The 23,944-nt window shown below is 40.2% G+C and carries 19 protein-coding genes; 12 read left to right on the top strand and 7 right to left on the bottom strand.

The annotated features are described in order from the left end of the window. Positions 1 to 68: 68 nt before the first annotated feature. The 5 genes from aroC (at position 69) to PSF67_RS05935 (ending at position 3,610) form a co-directional block, all read left to right on the top strand. A complete protein-coding gene (aroC, locus tag PSF67_RS05955) occupies positions 69 to 1,157 on the top strand; it encodes a chorismate synthase (protein ID WP_004257206.1) in 1,089 nt (362 codons plus the stop codon). Between the two features lie 175 nt (positions 1,158 to 1,332). Beyond that, positions 1,333 to 2,136: a TSUP family transporter gene (locus PSF67_RS05950; RefSeq protein WP_004912371.1), complete on the top strand. Its 804-nt coding sequence runs from the start codon at positions 1,333 to 1,335 to the stop codon at positions 2,134 to 2,136. Between the two features lie 17 nt (positions 2,137 to 2,153). Then, positions 2,154 to 2,702 carry an elongation factor P hydroxylase gene (locus PSF67_RS05945; RefSeq protein ID WP_102137606.1) on the top strand — a complete coding sequence of 183 codons (549 nt, stop codon included), beginning with the start codon at positions 2,154 to 2,156 and terminating at the stop codon, positions 2,700 to 2,702. A 28-nt stretch (positions 2,703 to 2,730) separates the two neighbouring features. Further along, the gene (locus tag PSF67_RS05940) at positions 2,731 to 3,003 is read left to right on the top strand and encodes a YfcL family protein (protein WP_102137607.1); all 273 of its coding nucleotides are present in this window, start codon (positions 2,731 to 2,733) and stop codon (positions 3,001 to 3,003) included. A gap of 91 nt (positions 3,004 to 3,094) precedes the next feature. Beyond that, a complete protein-coding gene (locus PSF67_RS05935) occupies positions 3,095 to 3,610 on the top strand; it encodes a GNAT family N-acetyltransferase (protein ID WP_272676633.1) in 516 nt (171 codons plus the stop codon). An 18-nt stretch (positions 3,611 to 3,628) separates the two neighbouring features. On the opposite strand, the gene mnmC is transcribed toward PSF67_RS05935, so the two are convergent. Beyond that, positions 3,629 to 5,668 carry a bifunctional tRNA (5-methylaminomethyl-2-thiouridine)(34)-methyltransferase MnmD/FAD-dependent 5-carboxymethylaminomethyl-2-thiouridine(34) oxidoreductase MnmC gene (gene mnmC, locus PSF67_RS05930; protein ID WP_272676632.1) on the bottom strand — a complete coding sequence of 680 codons (2,040 nt, stop codon included), beginning with the start codon at positions 5,666 to 5,668 and terminating at the stop codon, positions 3,629 to 3,631. Between the two features lie 201 nt (positions 5,669 to 5,869). Between mnmC and fabB the strand changes: the two genes are divergently transcribed. From fabB to PSF67_RS05915, 3 genes are all read left to right on the top strand, one after another. Then, positions 5,870 to 7,084, top strand: coding sequence for a beta-ketoacyl-ACP synthase I (gene fabB, locus PSF67_RS05925; protein WP_102137610.1), 1,215 nt, complete (start codon positions 5,870 to 5,872; stop codon positions 7,082 to 7,084). Positions 7,085 to 7,241: 157 nt separating this feature from the next. Then, the gene (locus PSF67_RS05920) at positions 7,242 to 7,613 is read left to right on the top strand and encodes a hypothetical protein (RefSeq protein WP_272676631.1); all 372 of its coding nucleotides are present in this window, start codon (positions 7,242 to 7,244) and stop codon (positions 7,611 to 7,613) included. A gap of 14 nt (positions 7,614 to 7,627) precedes the next feature. Next, positions 7,628 to 8,068 carry a hypothetical protein gene (locus PSF67_RS05915; protein ID WP_272676630.1) on the top strand — a complete coding sequence of 147 codons (441 nt, stop codon included), beginning with the start codon at positions 7,628 to 7,630 and terminating at the stop codon, positions 8,066 to 8,068. Between the two features lie 60 nt (positions 8,069 to 8,128). Here PSF67_RS05915 and PSF67_RS05910 read toward each other — a convergent pair whose 3' ends face one another. Genes PSF67_RS05910 through PSF67_RS05900 form a run of 3 tightly spaced genes read right to left on the bottom strand, consistent with a single transcriptional unit; the run spans position 8,129 to position 11,066 of the window. Then, on the bottom strand, positions 8,129 to 9,637 hold the full coding sequence (locus PSF67_RS05910) for a tripartite tricarboxylate transporter permease (protein ID WP_272676629.1): 1,509 nt from the start codon (positions 9,635 to 9,637) through the stop codon (positions 8,129 to 8,131). An 11-nt stretch (positions 9,638 to 9,648) separates the two neighbouring features. Beyond that, positions 9,649 to 10,080: a tripartite tricarboxylate transporter TctB family protein gene (locus PSF67_RS05905; RefSeq protein ID WP_102137613.1), complete on the bottom strand. Its 432-nt coding sequence runs from the start codon at positions 10,078 to 10,080 to the stop codon at positions 9,649 to 9,651. 11 nt (positions 10,081 to 10,091) lie between these two features. Beyond that, positions 10,092 to 11,066 (bottom strand): Bug family tripartite tricarboxylate transporter substrate binding protein, encoded by a 975-nt coding sequence (locus PSF67_RS05900; protein ID WP_094962690.1) that lies wholly within the window; start codon positions 11,064 to 11,066, stop codon positions 10,092 to 10,094. A gap of 311 nt (positions 11,067 to 11,377) precedes the next feature. On the opposite strand from PSF67_RS05900, the gene tctD reads away from it, so the two are divergent. After that, the gene (gene tctD, locus PSF67_RS05895; RefSeq protein WP_094962689.1) at positions 11,378 to 12,046 is read left to right on the top strand and encodes a transcriptional regulator TctD; all 669 of its coding nucleotides are present in this window, start codon (positions 11,378 to 11,380) and stop codon (positions 12,044 to 12,046) included. Then, on the top strand, positions 12,043 to 13,470 hold the full coding sequence (locus tag PSF67_RS05890) for a sensor histidine kinase (protein WP_272676628.1): 1,428 nt from the start codon (positions 12,043 to 12,045) through the stop codon (positions 13,468 to 13,470). The genes tctD and PSF67_RS05890 overlap by 4 nt, the downstream gene beginning before the upstream one ends. Before the next feature lie 70 nt (positions 13,471 to 13,540). Here the strand turns inward: PSF67_RS05890 and PSF67_RS05885 are convergent, their stop codons facing one another. From PSF67_RS05885 to PSF67_RS05875, 3 genes are all read right to left on the bottom strand, one after another. Further along, positions 13,541 to 15,583 (bottom strand): hypothetical protein, encoded by a 2,043-nt coding sequence (locus PSF67_RS05885; RefSeq protein ID WP_272676627.1) that lies wholly within the window; start codon positions 15,581 to 15,583, stop codon positions 13,541 to 13,543. A gap of 253 nt (positions 15,584 to 15,836) precedes the next feature. Further along, positions 15,837 to 20,501: a tetratricopeptide repeat protein gene (locus PSF67_RS05880; RefSeq protein WP_272676626.1), complete on the bottom strand. Its 4,665-nt coding sequence runs from the start codon at positions 20,499 to 20,501 to the stop codon at positions 15,837 to 15,839. Positions 20,502 to 20,856: 355 nt separating this feature from the next. Continuing rightward, the gene (locus PSF67_RS05875; protein WP_102137616.1) at positions 20,857 to 21,777 is read right to left on the bottom strand and encodes a DMT family transporter; all 921 of its coding nucleotides are present in this window, start codon (positions 21,775 to 21,777) and stop codon (positions 20,857 to 20,859) included. A gap of 100 nt (positions 21,778 to 21,877) precedes the next feature. Between PSF67_RS05875 and PSF67_RS05870 the strand changes: the two genes are divergently transcribed. Next, entirely contained in the window at positions 21,878 to 22,687 is an 810-nt protein-coding gene (locus PSF67_RS05870) for an AraC family transcriptional regulator (RefSeq protein WP_195697404.1), read from the top strand. Positions 22,688 to 22,780: 93 nt separating this feature from the next. Further along, the gene (pdxB, locus tag PSF67_RS05865; RefSeq protein ID WP_102137618.1) at positions 22,781 to 23,914 is read left to right on the top strand and encodes a 4-phosphoerythronate dehydrogenase PdxB; all 1,134 of its coding nucleotides are present in this window, start codon (positions 22,781 to 22,783) and stop codon (positions 23,912 to 23,914) included. The last annotated feature ends 30 nt before the right edge of the window (positions 23,915 to 23,944 follow it).

The following is a 23,944-nucleotide window of genomic DNA, read 5'->3' as shown; positions in this document are numbered from 1 at the left end:
ACAACGATATAATAATTAACAACCAAAATTCTTAGTAAAACAAGAATGGCTTAGAATAGGATACTCCGATGGCAGGAAATTCAATTGGGCAACTTTTCCGCGTAACCACATTTGGTGAGTCACACGGGGTTGCATTAGGTTGCATCGTCGATGGGGTTCCCCCTGGCTTAGCACTGACAGAAGCAGATTTACAAAAAGATTTAGACCGTCGTCGTCCGGGGACATCTCGTTATACGACAGCGCGTCGGGAGCCTGACCAAGTCAAAATCTTATCTGGTGTGTTTAATGGTGTGACAACGGGCACGAGTATTGGTTTACTGATTGAAAATACCGACCAACGCTCGCAAGATTATGGCGCGATTAAAGATGTTTTTAGGCCCGGTCATGCAGACTACACTTACGAACAAAAATATGGCCAGCGAGATTACCGTGGTGGTGGTCGCTCATCAGCACGTGAAACAGCTATGCGTGTTGCGGCAGGTGCGATTGCGAAAAAGTATTTACAAGAAAAGCTTGGTGTGCAAATTCATGGTTGTTTAACGCAAATGGGGTCAGTCGCTTGTGAAATTAAAGACTGGTCAATTGTCGAAGAAAACCCGTTTTTCTGTCCTGATCCAAGCAAGTTAGAAGCACTTGACGAATTATTGCGTGGTTTAAAGAAAGAAGGTGATTCGATTGGTGCTAAAATTACCGTCATTGCAGAGCATGTGCCTGCGGGCTTAGGTGAGCCGGTATTTGACCGTTTAGATGCCGACCTCGCTCATGCGTTGATGAGTATTAACGCGGTAAAAGGCGTGGAAATTGGTGATGGTTTCGGTGTTATTGCACTGAAAGGTAGTGAAAACCGTGATGAAATTACCCGTAATGGTTTCACCTCAAACCATGCAGGCGGCATTTTAGGCGGTATTAGCAGCAGCCAGCCTATTATTGCGCATATTGCGTTAAAACCGACATCCAGTATTACCGTTTCAGGTAAAACACTAAACCGTGATGGTGAAGAAGTTGAAATGATCACCAAAGGGCGTCATGACCCTTGTGTAGGCATTCGCGCGGTACCAATTGCGGAAGCGATGATGGCGATTGTTCTAATGGACCACTATTTACGTCATCGTGGCCAATGTGCGGATGTAACGCCAGCAATGGAACCGTTTGAGTAACCGTTTTACTGTGTTTATGTAGTGACAACTGAGCGGCCTATAAGGTCGCTTTGTTGATGATGAAGGTTCGGATGAAGCCTCCTAAAAATACCTCATCTAGGTTGTGATATCACCAAACCTGATTGGCGATATATTCACATCAACATCATGATATTTCTTCTCTTTGGATAGTAAAATGGATTGGCTAACTGCCGTTGCACCTGAAGTTTATGCTTTACTCTTCTTTGTTGCGCTGTTTGCAGGGTTTATTGACTCCATCGCGGGTGGTGGTGGGCTATTAACAATCCCAGCCCTGTTATCTGTGGGAATAACTCCAGTTGAAGCTTTAGCAACCAATAAGTTGCAAGCGGTTGGCGGTTCGTTTTCTTCAACGCTCTATTTTGTCAGGCGAAAAGCCATAGATTTACGAGAACAATTGTTTCCATTCATTATGACAATGATTGGTGCCATGTTAGGTGCGATTGTTATTCAAATGATTGACACTGCGTTCTTAAAACAACTGTTGCCCATTTTGGTGATTTGTGTCGGTTTATACTTTTTATTAACGCCGTCAATTGGTGTGCAAGACCGTCAACAACGTATCAGTATGCCATTTTTCGGGGTGGCAATTGGGATGACACTGGGTTTTTATGATGGTGCATTTGGTCCCGGAACTGGTTCATTTTTGGCATTGGGTTATGTTTTGTTGCTTGGCTATAACCTTGCTAAAGCCACTGCTCATGCGAAGTTACTTAATTTCGCCTCTAATTTTGGCTCTTTAGTGTTTTTTATTATCGGGGGTCATGTTCTTTGGGCATTAGGTTTTGTTATGCTAATTGGCCAAATGGTTGGCGCTCGTTTAGGTGCGCGCTTGGTATTAACCAAAGGACAGAAACTGATCAGGCCGATGATCGTGGTGATTTCGTTGCTGATGAGTATTAAATTACTCCATGATAGCCATGGTGACGTGATTAAAGCTTGGTTCCTCTCATTATTTTAAGATGATTTAAATTATTCATGAGTACACATAATTATCAGGATCTAATCAATATCTTTGATGAATGCTTTGGTGTGACATATAACACTAGACTGGTAAAAGGGGATGATGAACCCATTTATTTACCTGCAGATGAGGAAGTGCCTTATCACCGAATAGTGTTCGCACACGGCTTTTTCACCAGTGGATTACACGAAATCTCACATTGGTGTATCGCAGGGGAAGCAAGGCGCCAGCAAGTTGATTACGGCTATTGGTATTGCCCTGATGGGCGAGATGAAAAAACACAGTGTGAGTTTGAAGTGGTGGAAATCAAACCTCAAGCGCTAGACTGGCTGTTTTGTGTTGCTGTTGGCATTCCATTTAATGTCAGCTGTGACAACTTAGAAGGGGATTTTGAGCCTGATCGCATTGCGTTTATGCGCAAAGTTCATGCCCAAGTGATGCTTTATTTAGAAAATGGTATCCCTGAGCGCCCATTACGCTTTATTAATGCGTTACAATTGTTTTACAATACGCCACCTCTTTGTGCAGAAGCTTTTCCTTACCCGGAAGATATTTTTGCCTAATGAACACACAATATAGTAAGGATTAAGCATGCTTGCGGATTTAGAAACACGCATACTAACGAAAATTGATGATATGGTTGAACACGCGAGTGATGATGAACTCTTCGCTGGCGGCTATTTGCGTGGTCACTTAACCCTTGCTGTGGCTGAGCTGGAAGAAGAAAACGAAACCAGTTCTGAAGCATTATACCAACGTGTTGAAGTCAGTATTCAAAATGCCATCAAAGCTGGTGAATTGACACCACCAGATCAAGTACTGGTATTAGATATGTGGAAAAGCTTATTAAATAACGCAATTTAATTTATTGTGTTATGCATTATCTGTTGAGTTCTGCATGAAAAGCGGGGAAACCCGCTTTTTTGTTAGCTAAATTTTGTTGTGAGTACACATTATGGCGAATGTTCGTTTAGCAACCCCCCTTGATGCTAAATCCCTTCCTACGGTGGAAGCTTCCGCAGGGCAGGCGTTCACGAGTATCGAAAAATATCAATGGCTTGCTGAAGGTGATGGGCAAACAGAGCAAGACCACCTCGGTTTTATTTCTGAGCAATTAGAGTGGGTGTCTGTGAATGATTGTGATGAACCAATTGGTTTTATCAATGCTGAAAATCACCATACTAGCCTGCATATTTGTGAAGTTTCTGTTTGCCAGCAATGGCAAGGACAGGGGCTGGGTAAGAAGCTGATTAAGCAGGTTCTTGATGCCGCTTTGGCACGCAAAATCACGGTAGTGACATTGACCACTTGCCGCGATGTGCCTTGGAATGCACCTTATTACCAACGCTTGGGTTTTAAAATTCTTGAAATTAATGAGCTAACCACCGAGTTACAGGCTATTTTACAGTCTGAGGTCGATGCAGGGTTTGCTGCTGAAGACCGCTGTGCAATGGCTATCTCATTAACTTAGTGTATTAATATTAGTGTATTAATAAGGGAGTTTAATAGGGCGACCTAATAATAATTTCCTTACCCAAAAACGGTTTGGATTGAGTTCTGCAAGGGTTTCATCATCGAGCGGGAGTACTTGCCCAAAAATTTGAGCAGCCAGCAATTCCGCACAAAGTGGTGCAGTTGATAACCCTCTTGACCCCAACGCCCCAAAAATAAATAAATTTGGGTGCACAGGAGCGAGTCCAATAGGCTGTTTGTTGGCGATTTGAGTGGGTAAATCATGATAGAGTGCCAAATGTTTTTCGAAATCAGGCACATTGCCTAATAAAGGAAAATGGTCGCGAATAACACAACGAATACCTTGGCGTGAATGTTGCTGTGAAATATCGATATCCCTAGGCCAAGTTACATCGGGTAGGTTATCAACCAGTTTCTGGCGGTTTCCTTGCTGTTCCTCTTCACTATAATCGAAGTCAAGTCGTTCACGTTGGTAGCTAGCGCCTAAGCAATGTTGTGTACCAGTGGCATCGGCTGGTGTTAAATACCCTTCAAAACACAAAACATTTTTCAGTTGTTGTAGGGTGTGATTGGTTGGAATATGGCTGACTTGCCCACGTACAGGCGAAATGGGTAAATTAACGGTTTGAGCAAATTGGCGCAGCTTGTGCCCATTAGCAATGATGACAGTTGAGTGAACACGTGTTAGCTGTTTGTGTTGTGCAGTTTCAATTAATAACTGCCAATTTTGTTCTGTTTGTTTTAATTCAACGACATTATGTTCAAAACAGAAAGTGACACCCTGCTGTTGCAAGTATTGTTGTAAACTCTCGCACAGTTGGGCAGGGCACAACCATCCTCCAGACGCGTAGTGAATACCATCATGGTTGACATCAACGCCGCAAATATCACTCAGTTGCTGACGATTTTTACCAATCGCAAAATCAGCAGGCCACTCGGTTTCTAACATTCCTGCTATTTTGTGAGCAATTTTGTCGTTATAAGCGAGTTGGCTTACGCCACACCACTGGCCTTCAAATGTGAGCCCTTGTTTTGCTAATTGGTGATAAAAGCGAGAGGCAAAGGGGAAAGCACTGACAAAAAAACGCTCAAGTGGGTCGTTATTACCGGTGAGTAAGGGGTAAATAGCCCCTTGGCGATTGCCGGAAGCGTTCTGTGCAACTTTGGCATCTTGGCAGTATAAGGTGACTTTAGCACCGCGGTTATGAAGGGCGTAGGCCACCGTTAAACTGGCAAGCCCGCCGCCAATGATAGCAACGTCAGTTGGGTTATCTGCTTTTCGTCTTGCAAACCAAGGCGTTGGGATATCAATTTCTTTTTCGGCTAATACGCCAGTTAACATTTCTCGCTTGTTGCCAAAGCCTTTGACTTTTTTAAGGGTGAAGCCAGCTTGCTGTAGGCCTCTTTTAACTGAACCTGCCACAGTAAATGTCGCAAAAGTCCCATTGAGGCGGGCTAACTTTGCCATGTTAGTGTACAGCTGTTCACTCCACATTTCGGGGTTTTTTGAGGGGGCGAAACCATCTAAAAACCATGCGTCTATCTTGTTGTTTAAGTTGTTTTTCAGTAAAGATATTTGCTCATTAACATCGCCAAACCATAAATCTAATATGATATGGCCATTTTCTAATATGATCCTCTGGTTGCCTGGTAGAGCTTGTGGCCAACTTTCACAAAGGGTTTGCGATAAGCCAGCAAGTTCAGGCCAGCAGCGATGTGCAGCGATTAAATCTGTTTTTGTTAAAGGGTATTTTTCGAAGCTGATGAAATGTAATTGCTGTAATGCTGCATTGGGGTTTTCGGCTTTAAACTGATTAAAAGATTGCCACAATGCTAGGAAATTCAAACCCGTACCAAACCCAGTTTCAGCAATGACACAGGTTGCAAAAGGGTGCGTCGCAAAGCGGCCAGGAAAATGATTCCCTTGCAAAAACACATGTCGAGCTTCTTCTAAGCCATCTTGGTTAGAAAAATAGATATCTGCAAACTGTTCAGACATGGGAGTGCCTTCGTCATTCCAACTCAGGCGTGCGGTTTGTACAGCGTTCTTTTTCACGATATGCCTACACTTTTTATATAATCCCTAAATTTTACCGCTGATATCACTGTAAGGCTACCGCAATAAAAAAGTCTTATCCGTGTCATAAAGAAAAAAATACAAATATTTACCCTGATCGGACTTGTTCAGCGTACAAGTGTAAGCTAAAGTGACATCCTGTAATCCCGCAATCATATAATTATAGTCATGAGGTAACGAATGAAGCGTGCAGTCATCACTGGTCTAGGTATTGTTTCCAGCCTTGGTAATAACCAGGAAGAAGTACTGGCTTCTCTGAAGGAAGGTCGTTCCGGGATCACTTTCTCAGAAGAATTCAAAGAGGCAGGGCTACGTAGCCATGTCTGGGGTAATGTCAAAAATTTAGACCCAAAAGACTTAATCGACCGTAAAATTTTCCGTTTTATGAGTGATTGCTCCGCCTATGCTTATTTATCGATGGAACAAGCGATTGCGGATTCAGGTTTAGCTGAAGAACAAGTTTCAAATTTACGCACAGGTATCGTTGTTGGCTCTGGTGGTGGTTCTCCACGTAACCAAGTAGCGGGTTCTGACGGTATGCGTGCTAAAGGTTTACGTGGTGTGGGCCCATATATGGTGACCCGTGCAATGGCATCGGGTATTTCTGCCTGTTTAGCGACTCCATTTAAAATCAAAGGTGTAAACTACTCAATCAGTTCTGCGTGTTCAACATCAGCGCACTGTATCGGCCATGCAGTTGAATTAATTCAATTAGGCAAACAAGATGTGGTTTTCGCGGGTGGCGGTGAAGAGCTGAGCTGGGAAATGACCTGTGAGTTTGATGCGATGGGCGCATTGTCGACTAAATACAATGAAACGCCAGACAAAGCATCAAGAACTTACGATAAAGACCGTGATGGTTTCGTTATCGCAGGTGGTGGTGGTATCGTTGTTGTCGAGGAATTAGAACATGCGTTAGCGCGTGGTGCACATATCTACGCTGAAATTGTCGGCTATGGTGCGACCTCTGACGGTGCAGACATGGTTGCCCCTTCAGGTGAAGGTGCGGTGCGTTGTATGCAAATGGCTATGCAGGGTGTTGATAAAATTGATTATATCAACACACACGGTACGTCAACACCAGTGGGTGACACCAAAGAGTTAGAAGCTATCCAAGAAGTGTTTGGTAGCCATTCTCCTGCAATTTCTGCAACGAAAGCGATGAGTGGCCACTCATTAGGTGCAGCGGGTGTACACGAAGCGATTTACAGCTTACTGATGTTAGAGCACGGCTTTATTGCACCAAGCATTAACGTCGAAAATTTAGACGAGAAAGCTGCTGGCTTGAATATCGTGACTAAACCAACGGAACAAGAGTTGGAAACCGTCATGTCTAACAGCTTTGGTTTCGGTGGAACTAACGCCACATTAGTGATGAGCAAATACAAAGCGTAATTTGTATTAGGCTAACGTATTAAATAAGCGAGAACTTCGGTTCTCGTTTTTTTTCAATAAGTTATTGTTGGAGTATCACTTTATTAAATTATAGAAGTGATTAGCATGAGATACTCAATTCAACTTCTAAGAATAAATTGAATTGAGGCGTGTTAATATGAATATCAAACATTATTTCGTAATACTAAGCAATAGCTCGACGAAGATGATTAAAGAGTATGAGAAAAATAATAGCACTGAAATTAAAGAAAAGCTATTAAAGAAATCTCTTTTAAAGGTGATGAATGTTTATAATACACGTGGTTGGAATATTAAAGAAAAAGATAAAAATAAGATAGATAAGGCAATTAATATATTAGATAATGTAATTCATAGTGAGTTTCTTAAATCTAATTTAAATAAAAATGGTATTGCTAGTTCAGTGGAAATTAAATCTCATCATCTTCTTGACCGCATTTCACTACATTATGACTCTTCATGTCGTCAGTTAGGAAGAAAAGATATAGATTCTATTTTTTTGATGGGGTAGATCGAAATAATTTAATGTCTACTAATGTTAATATTGATTTTTCTAACTCAACATTATCTGGCGCGATAATAAAATATGATGGAAATAAAGCACTAGTTAGAGCTGATTTCTCTAATGCAAATCTGAATGATGTAAAGATTAAATTGCCCATTAAATTAGGTGTTGATTATAATTTCACGGGAGCTAAATTAAATAATACAGACATTGAAATAGGTATCCCTAGTGGAAATTTAAGTGAGGTAAACTTAGTGTCTTTATTTGGTGAGGACGGTAATTATATTGACAGTAGTGCTTTCAAATCAATACTAACAATTAATGATAAAAATATAAAATTAGGGTTGTTGAATGAACTAAAGAAAGCTTATGAGTCAAATCGTAAATATTTTGAAAAGCATAGAAATGTGGAAGCTGAGTTTTTAAAGCAATATAACTATTTTAAACAAATGGTTGATTAAATAAAGCTTTACCCCAAATTCACTGGGGCAAAGTTTTACAGAGATTGTATGAACACTTAATTACGATGAGACAGTGGATTGTTTACGTTTACGAATACGCTTTATAATCGGTGGTAGAATTAGCACTAATACCGCAAGTGTTAATAAGCTTTGAGAAATCGTACTGCTCCAAAGAATATCGAAATTACCATTACTAATGGACAGTGAACGGCGTAAGTTTTGTTCTAACATTTCACCGAGTACAAACCCTAAAATTAATGGTGAAAGTGGGAAGTTCATTTTTCGTAGAATAAACCCAAATACACCTAGCCCCATCATGAGTAACAAATCAAACGTTGTACTATGAACGGCATATACACCTACAGCAGAAATGCAAGCAATAGCAGGGACTAAAAACCATAATGGAACTGTTAGCATTCGTGTGAATAGGCCAATTAATGGAATATTCATGATGAGCAGAACCACGTTAGCAATCAACAGAGCCGCAATTAACCCCCAAACAATATCAGGTTGCTCAGTAAACATCCCTGGGCCTGGGGTGATATTATAGAGCGTTAGCGCCCCCATCATTACTGCTGTGGTTCCTGAACCCGGCACACCAAGGGTTAACATTGGGATAAATGAGCCACATGCAGAGGCATTATTGGCCGCTTCTGGTGCGGCAACACCACGCACATCGCCATTACCAAAGTCGCCTTTTTCACCACTGATTTTTTTTTCAGTCATGTAGGTGATAGCACTGGCGATGGTGGCACCGGCTCCCGGTAGAACGCCAACAAAGAAACCGATAAAAGAGGAGCGTAAAGCAGGACCTGCACACGCTTTAGCTTCTTTGCGATTGAATAGCATTCGGCCTGTTTTGCGGATCAGCCCTTGGCCTGTCGCGGTACCTTCGAGCATCAATAAAATTTCGCTGACAGAGAACAAACCAATAACCACGACGATAAACTGTACGCCATCTGATAAATGTACGCTATCAAACGTAAAACGATATTCCCCAGAGTTGGCATCCACCCCCACAGTGGCAAGTGATAGACCAATTAATGCAGCCAGTAGTGATTTAATTGGGTTTTGGCTCATCATGCTACCTAAGCAGGTAATGGCAAAAACCATTAAGGCGAAATATTCGGCAGGACCAAAGGCGAGTGACCATTGAGCAAGCAAAGGAGCGAATAGAATTATCCCTACAATTGCAATCGTTGAACCAATAAATGAACTGACCGCGGAAATAGAGAGCGCAACGCCACCTTTTCCCTGTTTTGCCATAGGATAACCATCTAGCGTGGTCATGATTGCTGCGGCATCGCCGGGGACATTAAGTAAGATTGATGATATGCGTCCTCCATATTCACAGCCTAAATAAACCGTGGCGAGTAAGATTAATGCAGACTCAGCCGGTAATTTAAGCGCAAAAGCCAACGGCAGTAAAATTGCCACGCCATTGATAGGGCCGAGGCCGGGAAGCATGCCCACGATTGTTCCGATAAAACAGCCAATTAAGGCGATCAAGATATTTTGAGGAACAAGAGCGACCTCAAAACCTTGCGATAGGTACATCCAAGTTTCCATGACTTCGCTCCTTAACTTAGCAGGCTGCCAATAGGCAAGGTGACATCTAGCCATTTATCAAAGGCATAGAACAAAAAGATACCTAAGACCGGGCCCGAAATAATCGCGGCGATAGGTGTCGCACCAAATAGCAGGGCGATACTGATGGTGACTAAACTGGTTGCAATTGGAAACCCTAACCATTCAAAAGCCCATGCATAGATAACAAGTGCAATGACTAATAAAACTAGACGACGTAATACATAGGGTTTTGGCCACTCAACGGCTTCTTGCTTGCCAAATAATAAGGCAAGAGCACAAAGGGCCATTAAGGAGAGTATGACAACCGGAAAAGGGCGGGGGCCCAGTGGTTCATAGGTAAACTCACTTTGGATCCCCCAACCAATATAAATTCCGATAGCACACAGTATTAGCCAAACTATGGCAAATATGCGTTGGCTCATCGTTCGCTCCGTTATTTAGCTAAACCGAAAGCGCGGGCTTGTTCACGATACTGCTCAATTTCTTTTTTGACATAGCTATCGAGTTCTTGCCCGGTTAAGTTGTATTCAAATAAACCACGGAGTTCGCGTTGTTTTTTGAATTCGTCGGTTTGTTGTAGTTTCTGGAAGGCTTCAACCCATTGGTTATAATCGGCATCAGACACTTTTGGGCCCATATAGAAACCGCGAATGATTGGCCAGACAATGTCATACCCTTGTTCTTTTGCTGTAGGGATATCGGATAACCCATCACCAAGGCGTTTGTCTGCATAGACGGCAAGAATACGAATTTTACCTTCATTGATATATGGGGTCATTTCGCTGATATCCCCTGAAAGTACTTGAATATGGTTGCCCAGTAGCGCGGTTAAGGTTTCACCACCGCCCTCAAAAGCCACATAACGCATTTTGCGAGGGTCAATGTCTATCGCTTTTGCGAGTAAAGCGGTTTTCATCCAATCTTGGCTACCAATAGATCCTCCCGCACCAAACACGATGCTGTTAGGGTCTTTCTTGAAGGTATCCATTAAATCTTTAAGGTCTTTATAAGGGGAGTCTGCACGAACCGCAATCATGCCGTAGTCACTGCCAACGCTGGCAAGCCAACGCACGTCATTTTCGTTATAGCGGCCAAATTTACCTTGTGCAAGGTTGAGTAATGAGCCTCCTGAGAACGCGACGATGGTGCCGGGTTCTGCAGGGCGCTGAGCAACAATAGCGTTATAAGCAACCGCGCCAATACCGCCAGGCATATAGGTCACTCGCATCGGTTTTTCAATTTCTTTGGTTTCAAGAAGAGACACTTGTACTAACTTACAAGTTAAATCAAAACCACCTCCAGGTTTGGCGGGGGCAATACATTCTGTACGTTCAGGTAGGGCGTTTGCAGGGTTGATGCCAACTAAAAATATTGCTGTTGCTAAGGCCTTCAGTGTGAATTTTTTCATTCTTTTTTCCTTACTAAGACAATAATTAGAGGTAAAAATTGTTTACTTCTTGTTGTATTCGTATGACATCATTGCCCTATGAAGCTTTCATTTACCTTTCATTAACAAATATTATTATTTTTATGTGATATATATCAGATTGTTTTGTATTTTTGCTTTTTTGTTATGTTAACTTAATGTTAATTTAATCACGTTAATGGTGTTTACTGATAATAGTTGTGATGGATACAGTAAAAATGGTCACATTTGCTTTCCATTCATCCAATGGAATGCCAACGTATACTGATAAATAATTATAATGAGTATGCGGAATGAGAATTTTATTGGTTGAAGACCATGACGAATTGTCATTATGGTTACAAAAAGCGTTATCGTCATCCGGGTTTGCGGTTGATGTTGCCAGTGATGGCGCGATAGCAGACCAACTATTACAAACCGAACACTATGAATTAGTCGTGTTAGATGTATCACTTCCGAGAATGAGTGGGCTTGAGGTATTGGCACAAATGCGCAAGCGTCATCAAGAAACCCCTGTCTTGTTATTAACGGCGAATTCAGACGTAGCCGACCGAGTGCAAGGGCTAAATGCAGGGGCTGATGACTACTTGACAAAACCTTTTGATATTGCGGAATTAGAAGCACGCCTTCGCGCTTTATTACGACGTAGCCAAGGCAAAGTCAATGAGTCACAACAGTTTGGGTTACTGAGTTACCATGAGGATGGCTATTTTCTATTAGGCGAAGAGCCTCTAGGCTTAACACCAAGAGAATATGCGGTGTTAAACACCTTATTTCATCGACGAGGACGTCCTGTTTCTAAAATGCAATTATTTGAACAGGTTTTTTCGTTGTCAGATGAAGCCAATTTACAAAGTATTGAGTTATATGTTCATCGTGTAAGAAAAAAGCTTGCCGGTTCAGACGTTAACATCAATACCTTACGCGGATTGGGATACCGATTAGAGCAGTGTAGTGTATGAAATTAGTCTCTCATCCACGCTCTCTCTTTCATCAGTTGCTGCTCTTTTTCGGTATCCCGCTCATTTTGTTGGGAAGTTTTTCGGTTTATACCCACTATTACAGTGCAAAAAATGCCGCAAACTTAGCCTATGACCGAACCTTATTAGCTTCAGCACGAACCGTCGCGGAACGCTTGCAAGTCGTTGATGGTCATCTCTCTGTGAGCGTGCCTTATGTCGTGCTTGATAGTTTCGAATTAAATAATAATGACCGAATTTTTTATCAAGTGATCTCCCCTGATGGTGAAACCATCTCTGGTTATGATGATTTACCACCAATTCCCCCTTATTGGATGCGTTCACAACACTATACTGCGCTAGTTTATTTTTATGATGCGCAGTATAAGGGGCTTCCTATTCGTATTGCTGCGTTTTATCAACCGATTAACGAAGGTGGGATAACAGGAATGGTTGAAATCCGAGTGGCGGAAACGGTCTATTCACGGCAAGATCTCGCTAACCAATTGTTAATCTCTGCCCTGATGAGCCAAGGTACGGTGGTATTATTAACCTTGGCCCTTGCCTATATCCTACTGAGTAAGCTACTGGCACCGTTGAAAAAATTGTCCCATTTAATGCTAGGCCGTTCTGCTAATGATTTAACCCCATTGCCAGATTTACTGCCGTGGTCTGATTTATCACCACTCATTGATGCATTAAATCGTTATATTTCCCGCCTAAAGCGGATGGTTAGACGACAAGAGCGATTCAGTGCAGATGCTTCTCATCAACTTAAAACGCCACTAACTGTTCTCAAAACTCAAGTTTCCGTAGCGATTAATAGTACGGACGAAACCCAACGGCAACAGAGTTTGCAAGCCATTGAAAAAACGCTCGATAATACGATTATCCTGACGGATAGGCTCTTGCAGCTATCGCGATTAAAAGCTCATGAAAAAGAGGCGATTACACAGTATCGAGCCATAAATTTGGTAGAAATTGTTCATCAAGTTTGTTTTACTCGGCTGCCCCAAGCTGAAAGCCAAAATATTGATTTAGGTTATGAAGGCGCGGAAACAGCATGGATCAAAGGCGAGCCGATTTTATTAGCAGAGATGTGTGCAAATCTAATTGATAATGCCATCAAATATACACCCGAAAATGGGGTGGTCACCGTCCGTGTGGTTAGCAGTGACGACCATCTTCATTGGGTCTTGGAGGTGGAGGACTCGGGGCCTGGGATCCCTGATGCTAAAATTAACCGTTCTATGGAAGCCTTTACGCGTTTAAATAATGCGCTAGGGAAGGAAGGGGCAGGGCTTGGGTTGGCGCTCGTGAAAGATATTGCAAGCTATCATGGTTCTGAGCCTCAATTATTAAAAAGTAAATTACTCAATGGATTGTTGGTCAGAATCGCATTTAAAGCCAGCCAAGCGCCGTTATAAGAGAAACCACCTAGTAAAATAGGTGGTTTAAATAACAGTAAACTGCAACTGGTGATAATAAAAATGCGTGTTAGTCGCGTAATGGGGCAAATATAGGCGTTGATTTACTATGTAATGGTTGGTGGTTTACATTACTCGTTATCGTGTCTTGTGGAAACTCTGCGATGATTGACGATAATAGAGATTCTAGGTCTTTATCATTTCCATCGCTATCAGCGAAGTTGAGATTGATTTTATCTGATCCCTTGTTAATCGTGGTTTCAATTGACATTACTTTTGTTTTTTTGTTAATTAATTCAATAAGTAGTGGTGTGATCTCTGAAGAAATTGATTTCTTATCTTTATTTTCCGAATGGGTATAAATGTATTGAGATATCTCTTTTTCTGTCTGAGCAATTTGTTTCTCTAAAGAATGTATATCATTAATGTATTCTACTATTTCTGCATGCCCTTTTGAGTTATATAGTTTTGTTAACGACCCTAATTGGTCAGTTAAGCCTAATAATGTATACATTTTATCTTGAACCGTTTGGTAATATGTATTTTCATCAATCGTAGACGACGCTGATTTTAAGGGGATCTTTATACGAATGTTAGAAATTAAACTATTTATTTCATTTTTCAATAGCTTCTTTTCCACGGCTAGCATGTAGATATTATCTTTATTTTCACCAAAGTTATTAATGTAAGAACCTACCTTATTTGGCTGAGAAAATTGTTGTAGATGATTATTAAACTCTAAGTTAATAAATTTTTGGAGAGTTTTCGCCCTAAGTAATTCATCAGAAAACTGCGTCGCTAACTCGTCAATGCTATCATGGGTCTTTTTCTCCTGAACTAACATCCTATTTTTAATGATATAACTTGCTAAATCTTCTTTTATATTCAGTATGTTTTTTTCTAACTGAGCCCTGTGGATCAAGTATGTGGATTGGTCGTAATATAGACCCGCCTCTTTTTTTATTTCTATGTTGATACGTAATTCAATCTTATTGAATAATTTTTCTAATTTATTTTCTATATCTTGCTGGTATTCTTTTTGTCTATCAGAGTGATGTGTGAATAGTTTATCAACGGGTAATATATGATTTTCCAGTTTTTTTTGAGCGTCAATTTTAAAATTTTTTAAATTATCAGCGGATTTGGATAACTCAGTTAGTAATTTAAACTCTTTATTTTTTTGAAAATGGCTTTCAAGATAGTTACTGTCGAAACCTTTGTCTTGTTCAATGTAATTATGAACATCATCTAAGTATTCAAAATTTTTGATTTTATCAAAACTATGGTGTAAATATTGAATTTTTGCATATTGAGTATTTAGTTTTGTCGTGTGTTTTATTAATTTATTGATGGTATTATTGCTAGAGGAGTGCATTGCTCCTTCATTATTAAGTTTTTTTAGCAGTTTTTCTATGTTATTTTTACTTTCTTTAGCGTTTGCGTATAAATTATGTATATCTTCTTCTGCATAAAATGTTTTTTGCATAAGTCTAAGCTTAGACTGCATGTTTTCAGTGGTTTTATGCAGATATTTTTGGGATAAATTGTAACTATTATTTAGGTTGGTGTTAATTTGGTTAAGCTCTGAACTTATGGCGTTTAGAATAATAGGATTTTCTTGATGTGAAATTTCATTAGGAAAAATAAAATGACCGTTAATATCATTCAGTAAACTCGATAAATCAGCTCCATATCGGTCAATTAAATTGGATTTATTGAGACTCATAGACTCTGAAGTTTCTGAAATCGTATAATGGCCTTGCTTATTTGTATGTTTACTGTGTAAAAACTGTAGCGTTTCGAAATTTTTCTCTTGGTTTTCGGCTTGTTTGTGAAGTTTATACTCTATGTTTTTTAATTCATTCAATTCATCAGAACCCGTCGTCTTAAATTTATGTTTTAAATTATCAATTTTATTAAGTAAATGACGAATGTTTGTACTATTCTGCTCTGTGTTTTCTCTAACACTTTGATATGTTTTTTCTAGGTAAATGATATTTTGGGGTGGTTTTTTACTAATTGATAAAATTGTTGAATAGTCTATCTCCTTATATATATCTTGTATTTTTATACTTCCCAATGATTTATGGTCTTTATTAAATATTGAAATCATAGTAAACACTCCTTGTTAATAGATTATTTAAATCTGCAGATGTGCAGACGCAAATAAAATATAATCTAACGATAGGAGGAAGACTAATTTTTATTTAGTATGGAAATCTCATTAATATAATCAAAAATCATTAGCTAATAATTTTTTAGTTATATTATAAGTGGGTGTTATAAAAGATATTTTGCGTGGATGTAAAATGATAATTGTAGACGGATGAAGGCGCTAAAGTTAATTAGCGCCTTAGAGTCATGACTTATTGATTTAACATACTAAAGTCCCACTCTTTTAGGGCTTTGATTGAGTCATCATCTAAGTATTTAGCACCAAGTTCAAGGTAATCATGGGCTTTTTGGATATCTTCTTTACTCTTGTTACCGACCCAGCCGTTATAATACATATAAGCAAGCTTGTATTTTGCCATTGCATGGTGGGTGCCTTGTTCTAGGCTTGTAATGTCATAATATTTCGCTGCTCGGACATAATCTTTTGGTATGCCTTGGCCAAAATAGAGCATGTCACCAGCGAGGTGAGCCGTATTACTGTCATTTTGTTGCGCACCTAAATCAAAATAATAAAGTGCTTTAGGGAAGTCTTTTTCAATGCCGCGTTCGTTATCTTTACGATACAGATTGCCTAAAATATTATAAGCACGAGGATAGCCATTTTTCCCTGCTAATTCATAATAATAGATCATCTTTTGCGTATCTTCAGGCACACGTTCACCACGCGCATAGGCGACACCTAAGGAGAAGGCTGACATTTTGTCACCGGCCTCAGCTTCGACGCGCTGTTTTTCAATTTGCTCGGCAAAGCGGCCATATTTCTCATAGGCTTTTTCATCGGCAACTTGTTTCTCAATCGCTTGTTTGTCTTGGGCTGAAAGTGTATCCAGTAGCTCGATGGAACTTGGTTTTTTATCAAGTAGCAATGCATAGTAATAGGCCTGCTTGGCATCACCTTTTTCTACATAAGCCTGATAAATCGAACCAAGTGCATGAGTTGGATGGTAATTTAGCGAAATTTGGTACCATTCGATGGCTTTGTCGATATTTTGATCAACATTACAATCGCCTTTTAAATAGATGGTTCCCATCTCTTCGGAAAGGCTCTCAGGATAATGGATATAATGTTTGTCGGTATTTTTCTGGAAATTGCTTTTCTCAATCCACTCCTTCAAATATCGGCTCGCTTTATCCATGTCGACATTATCGCTGTTACTACAGTATTGGCCAGGATAATAGATTTGATAGAGTTTTTTCGTTGCCGCTAAATCACCCTTATCATAAGCCCGTTGTAAATAGGCTAAGGCTTTAGCGTTATCACTATTTACATAATAGTAATACAAGTTCACCAATGCTACGGTACGATTGTTTTCTTCACTGAGTAGCAATGCTAAATACTTTTGTTCATCTTTGGGGCGATTAAGCTCCCTTTTTGTATTTTTGATCCCATCTCGATATAAATTCACCAATGCATTGAAGGCGTTATTAGAAAGCGCCTCATCGGTTGATTTTATCCCTTCTTGAAGATATTGAATCGCTAAATCATATTCAGGAGAGTTCGTGAGAATTTTGTTATCATATAAATACGTTTCGGCTAATTGAACTTTAGAGAAAAGGTCACCTTTCGCTGTGCCATCAATATAATTTTGGCGTTTTGCTTGGTTATCTTCAGTCACGGAATCAAGAGGTTGATAAGCGGCTAAATTGCCAGCGTCGATACTTTTCTTATACCAACCTTGCGCTGCTAGGCTTCGGCCGCGTGTACTATACCAATCCCCGAGTTTAATATAAGTGGTGGTATCACCTTTTTGGGCAGGAACCACGAGGGTTTCATAGGCTTCAATATAATCATCAACCCGTTTTGGATTAGAATGTTTTCTTAGATAAACAATGGCTTCGTCCCAATCAGGTTCCATTACCCAAGCATTTTTTTCTTCATTCAGTACGCCCATATATCGCATTTCACTATAGAGCGCGATGGCGTAGTCATTGCCTTCATCACTCGCTTGTTTTAGGTATTTAGCCGCTTCTAAAAGGTCTTCTTTGACACCTTGCCCATAGAAATAAGCTCGACCCACTTTGTATTTCGCAGAAGGGCTATCATTGAGCATTTTCATGCCAATATCATAATCATCCATATATTTGATGAATTCATTGCCCCAACTTCCTGCTTTTAGGTAATACTCACGTGCTTTTTGTCGGTTAAGCTCAACAAGCTGGCTGCCTTTTAAATACTGGTGTGCCAGTTTACGGGTATAGTCTTTACTGCCAATGGCGGCTAATTGGTCGTAATAACCTAAGATTTTTGTTTTATTTGCATTGATAAATTGATCTTGTTGGTAATAATCAATAAGCTCTTCAAGCGCACTTTCTTGATTGAATTTTGCACTTTTCTCTAAATATTCAAGCCACTTTTTCTGATCGATTTTCTGCCCATAGTTACCATATTTATAAGCATTGGCGAGCGTGCGTAACGCATCTGGGTCATTCTGTTTCACTTTTTCTTGAATATTGGCAAACGAAGCTTTGGATTTTTCAATTTCTCTTTTACGTGATTTTAAGAAGCTAAAGTCAGGATCAGAAATCTGATTGTAATAGGAGAGGGCGGTGTCATAATTGGCATCTTCCCCGTAGTTACCTTCTTGGTATATTTCCCCTAATTCATATAAGCAGCGGTTGTTTTTGAGTGCAGCACATTTTTTATATTGAGAAATTAAATCTTTTGCGCTAAGCCCAGTAATTTTTTGGAAGCGAGATTTATAATATGCCTTATCATTGTGGTAAGTGACGCCATCAAGGTTCTGTGCGATATATAAATAAGCCGATGAACTACCTAATTCTCCTGCTTTTAAAATATAATCGTACAATGGTTTTATTTCAGCATCACTTAAAGAGTCAACATTCGTTAATTGAGTAAGCTTGTTTATCCCATATAAATAGGTGATATCAGCATCATTATTAATAAGCGGTTCAATTAATTTTTGAGCCTCAACATTGTTATCATATAAGGCAAGTTGCACTAATATTTTTTTTGTGTCAGCTCGGTTTAAGCCTGTTTTTAATAAAATATCTTTAGCGATTTGTAACTGGCTTGGAAGTAATTCGGCTCGTGCTTGGGATGAATGGAGCACATTGACTATCAAGTTAGCTATTTTATTGGTTTCTGTTGGGCGATATTTTAATAATGCAGCAGCATAATAAACCTGGCTATTATAATTTTGCTTGATTGATTTTTCATATAAATCAAAAGCCTGATCACTATTTTTCTCAGCATCTTCCTTTAGTAAATAGTCAGCATACAAATAAGCTAAGGAATAATTTTCGCGTTTAATCACATCCTCTTTGAGGATATCGATAATCGTTTTTTCATCGATAAGTGCTTTAATATCATAGCGATAATATATTTGAACCAATAAGCGCTCAGCGGTTGATGGGTAACCGTTTTCATTAAGGTTGTCGATGAGTAATTTAGCGGCTTTCTGCACATCCTGCTTAGTACCAAAAGCATTAATATAATAACGCGCTAATTGCATCTGAGCATCATAAGTGGGGTCAATGCGATTTGCTTTTTCTAAAGCGGTGAAGGCTTTTTCTGGCGAAAATAATGGGCTACCTTTAACACTATAAACATCACTTGCCGCCACTAACGCTTCCGCGGAGTTCGGGTACTTTTCCATTAAAATAGGGGTATATTTGGCGACAATATCACTCAGTTTTTTGTTTGGAAAATCGTAACTTGAAATTGCTCTCTGGTTGATGATAACAAGTGCGTTTAAATCACCAAGGTCTGCGGCAGCGGTGAGATATTTTTCAGCTAAAGCGTCATTTCGCTTAACATCGCTAAATGTACGGCCAGAATACACGTTATAGGCTTGATACATCGCGGGAGGGTATTGACCATCAGCGGCATCAGTTAAATCCTGAATACGGTCGGTATCAGCTTTGTAATTTAAATATAAGGCTTTAGGTTTTTTTGCGTCTACAAGGGGGCGGATATAAGCCATTGCACGGTTTTTATTTCTCCGAACACCATCGCCAGTCATGTATTTTTGGTACAACACATAGATGGCGTTCTCATCACCACGGCTTGCCCGCTCTTCTAAATTAGAAATGACCTTTTGTTTTTCTTCTTCTGTTTGTGAACCATACAATGATAAAGCTCCAGGTTCTAATTCATCCGCGTCAGAAATGTATTCTAATGCAGAGGAGAAAGAGAGGCGCTCGTACTTTTTAGCGAGTGATGGGTTCGGTGGCACACCGTTACCGCCATCCTTATAAATCGAGGCAAGCAGCATAGCGGGTAAGGGAAAATCGTTGCTGACAAGTGGCGTTAATATATCAACGGCTTTCTTACTGTCATTGTCAAAGTCATGGGCGATATAACCTAAAGCAAATTTGGCCAGTTTTGAGCCTTGGTCAGAAGCTAAAGTGAAATATTGGCGAGAAAGTTCAATATTTTGTGGAACTTCTTCGTATTTATCAGCTAAATAAATACCACCAACCATTTCTTGTGCTTCTTTTACACCGAGATCAGCCGCTTTCGTTAAAGAAGCTAACCCGTTTTCATCTGTAGAAGTGTCTTCTATCATGTGCTTATAGCGGAAAAAACCAAGGTTATATAACGCATTTTTATTGTTAGCTTCTGCTGCCTTAATTAACCAGTTTTGAGCTGCCACATCATCGACATTTGTACCAATACCGTCTTTATACATCATGGCTAATGCAAAAGCGGATTGTGAGTCTTGCTCTGCTGTTTTTTGGAACTGTTCAAATGCAGCTTGAGACTCACCTTGTTGATATAAATCATAGCCTAATTGGGAGGGAGAGGATGGGTTGGTGTTATTGATAAAATAAATGCCAGTGGCTACAGCAATTATTATCAATATGAACAACCCAACTTTAAACGGCTTAGTCATTGTTATTCCTTATTATAGTGGTTACTTGCCACGCTCCATTTAGATTTATCGCGTTATCACGGCTTATTGAGTGGAGTTACTACTCCTAAAGGGGTATTTAATTTTGTTTAAGTCTAATTGTAATTCCAGAAGATTCAATCGGATTTTCCCTTATCTGGAAAATGGTAATCCGATAAATCATATCAATGATGAGCGAATTAAAGGTGAATTGAAGGTATTTTAAATGTCACAAAGTATGAATGGTGAAGAAAATTAAGGAGAAATTGAAGAGGAAATAGAGGGGATTTCAAACATAGCCCCACAGAGTGGGGCATATGAGTGACGACATTGCATTTATTGCTTTTATAATTCTATTCTACTGGCAAGAATCCTCTTGAACCACCTTTTTTTCACGGCGGAATAATTCTGTCAGTGGAGTACGTAGTTGTTGCGCTAACATTACCCCGAGTAAGACCACTCCACCACCGATTAAATGGTAGCTTTTTAATTCTTCACCCAAGGCGAAAATGGCAATAATGGCGGTAAATACAGGGGCAAGGTTCATAAATATGGAGGTTGTATTTGCGCCGAGTTTTATAACCCCTTTGATCCATAAAGCTGGGGCGATGATAGAAGCTGCAATACCTGCAAATACCACTAAACCAATATTTTGGCTATTCAGAGAGACATCTTCAGCTAATAAGAAATTAGGGAGCAGCATGATCACGCCAAAGAAAATTTGAACGTAAAGGGCATCCCAACTCGATAACTGAATTGACCAACGCTTAGTCAGAACACCGTACAGGGCGTATGCCGCAGACGCAACCAACATCATGGCTTCCCCTTGGCCTAAGCCTTGAGAGAACAACGCACTTGGGCTTCCTTGGCTCACTAGCCACACTAATCCACATAATGAGAGGATTGAACCTAGCACAATCCCCACGGTAGGAATAACGCGTAGCACAAAGATACTAATAATGACTGTCAATAATGGGATCAACGAGTTCATAATTCCCATAAAGGTGGCACTCACGCTATGTGCGGCATAATAAGCCAAGCTTTGGTATAACATCATCCCTAAAGCGCCTAAAATGGCGAGTTGCCACCAATGTTTCATGACCATTTTAAAATTTCGAAGCACAGAACGTAATACAAAAGGGGTCATGACAAGAAATGCCAGTGCCCAACGGTAAAATGAGATTGCCGCAGGGTCAATGGCAGTTGATGCCGCTTTGTTAACAATGGCGTTAATTGACCATAATAAAACCGCGATTAGCGGAAAAAGAAGATTTTTCATTAAAACACTCTCCCATATTGAATGGGCGCTAGTATACATCTGTCCGATTTTTTATATATACTGATAACCAGACAATCGATAACGCTTTTCAGACAGGACTATGGAAAACTTAAAATCAGACATTTGGCAAATCAGTGAATGTAATATTGCAGAACCCGAATTGGTGGCTTTTCGGCACGAGCAAACGGCAGCTCTCACTGAGTATAAATCCCATTCGCACCCCTTTGGACAAATGCTGTATGTGGTTTGTGGCATCATGGAAATGGAGGTGGCAGGTCAACATTATTTAGCACCACCAGAATTTTGCATTTGGATCCCAGCTAACATCCCCCATGCTAGCTTTAATAAAGAAAGTGTCAAATTTCGGATCATAGATTTTGCACATGAATACAACCAAGTGCTCGCCCAGCGGCCTTGTGTGATTAAGCTTAGCCCTATATTTCAATCAATTATGACGGATATGTATCAACGCGGTATTGTTCAACCTGAAACCGCGCAAGACTTGCGTTTGGCGCATGTGTTGATTGACCAATTTCCATTGTCTTCCTGCCAAGACACCTATTTGCCTGTTTCAAAAGACAAATTTCTTGCCCCCATTTTATTAGAGTTACAAAGCGACCCAGCCGATAACACGACATTAGCACAATGGGCAAAACGCTATTACACATCGGAACGCACGTTATCAAGACGTTGCCAGCAGGAGCTAGGCATGTCATTTAGTGAATGGCGCCAACGCTTGCGATATCTACATGCGGTTGCAGGGCTAGAAAAAGGGAAGAGTGTACATGAAGTCGCACTGGATGTGGGATATAGCTCCGCATCCGCTTTTATTGCAATGTTCCAGCAAATATCTGGCGTGACACCAGACCGTTTTCGAGTGAAAGAATTTGCCGTAGAAGGCAACCTCTAATAGGCATCTGGCTTAAACCGTGGCAAAATATTATTCCACTTATCTATATAAATAACGACACAAAACAAAAAAGTGATTGATTAGGACAACAGCGTGAAAATTTTAGTCGATGAGAATATGCCCTATGCTCAAACTTTATTTAGTGAGCTTGGTGAGGTAAAAGCGGTACCAGGACGCCCTATACCAGAACAAGAATTAATTGATGCAGATGCACTAATGGTGCGTTCTATCACTAAGGTTAATGAATCACTACTCAATAATACCCCGGTTAAATTTGTTGGAACCGCGACTGCTGGTTTTGATCATATTGATACCGAGTGGTTATCAACGGCAAATATCGGTTTTTCATCAGCGCCGGGTTGTAATGCGATAGCGGTTGTTGAATATGTTATTTCCTCACTATTATTGCTAGCGGAACGCGATAACTTTGATTTGCGTGATAAAACAGTAGGAATTATTGGTGTTGGCAATGTCGGAGGGCGCTTAGCCGCTAGGTTATCGGCTTGGGGCGTCAAAACATTACTCTGTGATCCACCGCGAGCAGCTAAGGGGGACGACGAGCCATTTGTTTCTTTTGAAGATGTCCTCGAGCGCGCTGACGTCATTACTTTCCATACTCCGCTGAATATGTCAGGGGAATATCAAACTTTCCATTTAATGGATGAAGCGCGTTTAGCAAAATTACAGGCTGGCACCATTTTGATTAACGCAAGCCGGGGTGAGGTAGTTGATAATAAAGCACTATTATCTGTACTTAACCGCGGGAAAAAACTCAGTGTTATCTTAGATGTGTGGGAGCCAGAGCCTGATTTAGACACCGCACTTTTAGCATTAGTGGATATCGGCACGCCGCATATTGCAGGTTATACGCTAGAAGGCAAAGCGCGAGGAACCACGCAAGTTTATGAAGCTTACTGTCAGTTTCTCGGCAAATCGTCACAAGTTTGCCTTTCATCCTTACTGCCTAAGCCAGATATCAATCAATTGACTTTCAATGGTAAATTAACGCAAAACCAGCTCAAAAGGTTAGTGCATCTCGTGTATGATGTGCGCCGAGATGACGCAGCGTTAAGAGCGGTTGCAGGGGTAAAAGGCGAATTTGATAAACTGCGCAAAAATTACCAAGAACGCCGTGAATGGTCATCCCTTGAAATTATTTGTGATAATGAACAAACGGCATCGAAACTGAATGCGCTGGGTTTTAAGGCACGTTTAACCCACGCATAATAAATGTAGTTAAAATGAACATCTAATTAA

This window comes from Providencia sp. PROV076 (genome assembly GCF_028483405.1).
Lineage (GTDB): Bacteria > Pseudomonadota > Gammaproteobacteria > Enterobacterales > Enterobacteriaceae > Providencia > Providencia huaxiensis.
This window is presented reverse-complemented; position numbering and strand designations above follow the sequence as displayed.

Excerpts from the sequence above, each read along its gene's own strand:
- fabB (WP_102137610.1), top strand. The coding sequence starts at position 5,870 with ATGAAGCGTGCAGTCATCACTGGTCTAGGTATTGTTTCCAGCCTTGGT.
- PSF67_RS05905 (WP_102137613.1), bottom strand. The coding sequence starts at position 10,080 with ATGAGCCAACGCATATTTGCCATAGTTTGGCTAATACTGTGTGCTATC.
- PSF67_RS05915 (WP_272676630.1), top strand. The coding sequence starts at position 7,628 with ATGTCTACTAATGTTAATATTGATTTTTCTAACTCAACATTATCTGGC.
- PSF67_RS05880 (WP_272676626.1), bottom strand. The coding sequence starts at position 20,501 with ATGACTAAGCCGTTTAAAGTTGGGTTGTTCATATTGATAATAATTGCT.
- tctD (WP_094962689.1), top strand. The coding sequence starts at position 11,378 with ATGAGAATTTTATTGGTTGAAGACCATGACGAATTGTCATTATGGTTA.
- PSF67_RS05890 (WP_272676628.1), top strand. The coding sequence starts at position 12,043 with ATGAAATTAGTCTCTCATCCACGCTCTCTCTTTCATCAGTTGCTGCTC.
- PSF67_RS05920 (WP_272676631.1), top strand. The coding sequence starts at position 7,242 with ATGAATATCAAACATTATTTCGTAATACTAAGCAATAGCTCGACGAAG.
- PSF67_RS05935 (WP_272676633.1), top strand. The coding sequence starts at position 3,095 with ATGGCGAATGTTCGTTTAGCAACCCCCCTTGATGCTAAATCCCTTCCT.
- PSF67_RS05910 (WP_272676629.1), bottom strand. The coding sequence starts at position 9,637 with ATGGAAACTTGGATGTACCTATCGCAAGGTTTTGAGGTCGCTCTTGTT.
- PSF67_RS05870 (WP_195697404.1), top strand. The coding sequence starts at position 21,878 with ATGGAAAACTTAAAATCAGACATTTGGCAAATCAGTGAATGTAATATT.
- PSF67_RS05885 (WP_272676627.1), bottom strand. The coding sequence starts at position 15,583 with ATGATTTCAATATTTAATAAAGACCATAAATCATTGGGAAGTATAAAA.
- PSF67_RS05950 (WP_004912371.1), top strand. The coding sequence starts at position 1,333 with ATGGATTGGCTAACTGCCGTTGCACCTGAAGTTTATGCTTTACTCTTC.
- PSF67_RS05940 (WP_102137607.1), top strand. The coding sequence starts at position 2,731 with ATGCTTGCGGATTTAGAAACACGCATACTAACGAAAATTGATGATATG.
- PSF67_RS05945 (WP_102137606.1), top strand. The coding sequence starts at position 2,154 with ATGAGTACACATAATTATCAGGATCTAATCAATATCTTTGATGAATGC.
- PSF67_RS05875 (WP_102137616.1), bottom strand. The coding sequence starts at position 21,777 with ATGAAAAATCTTCTTTTTCCGCTAATCGCGGTTTTATTATGGTCAATT.
- PSF67_RS05900 (WP_094962690.1), bottom strand. The coding sequence starts at position 11,066 with ATGAAAAAATTCACACTGAAGGCCTTAGCAACAGCAATATTTTTAGTT.
- aroC (WP_004257206.1), top strand. The coding sequence starts at position 69 with ATGGCAGGAAATTCAATTGGGCAACTTTTCCGCGTAACCACATTTGGT.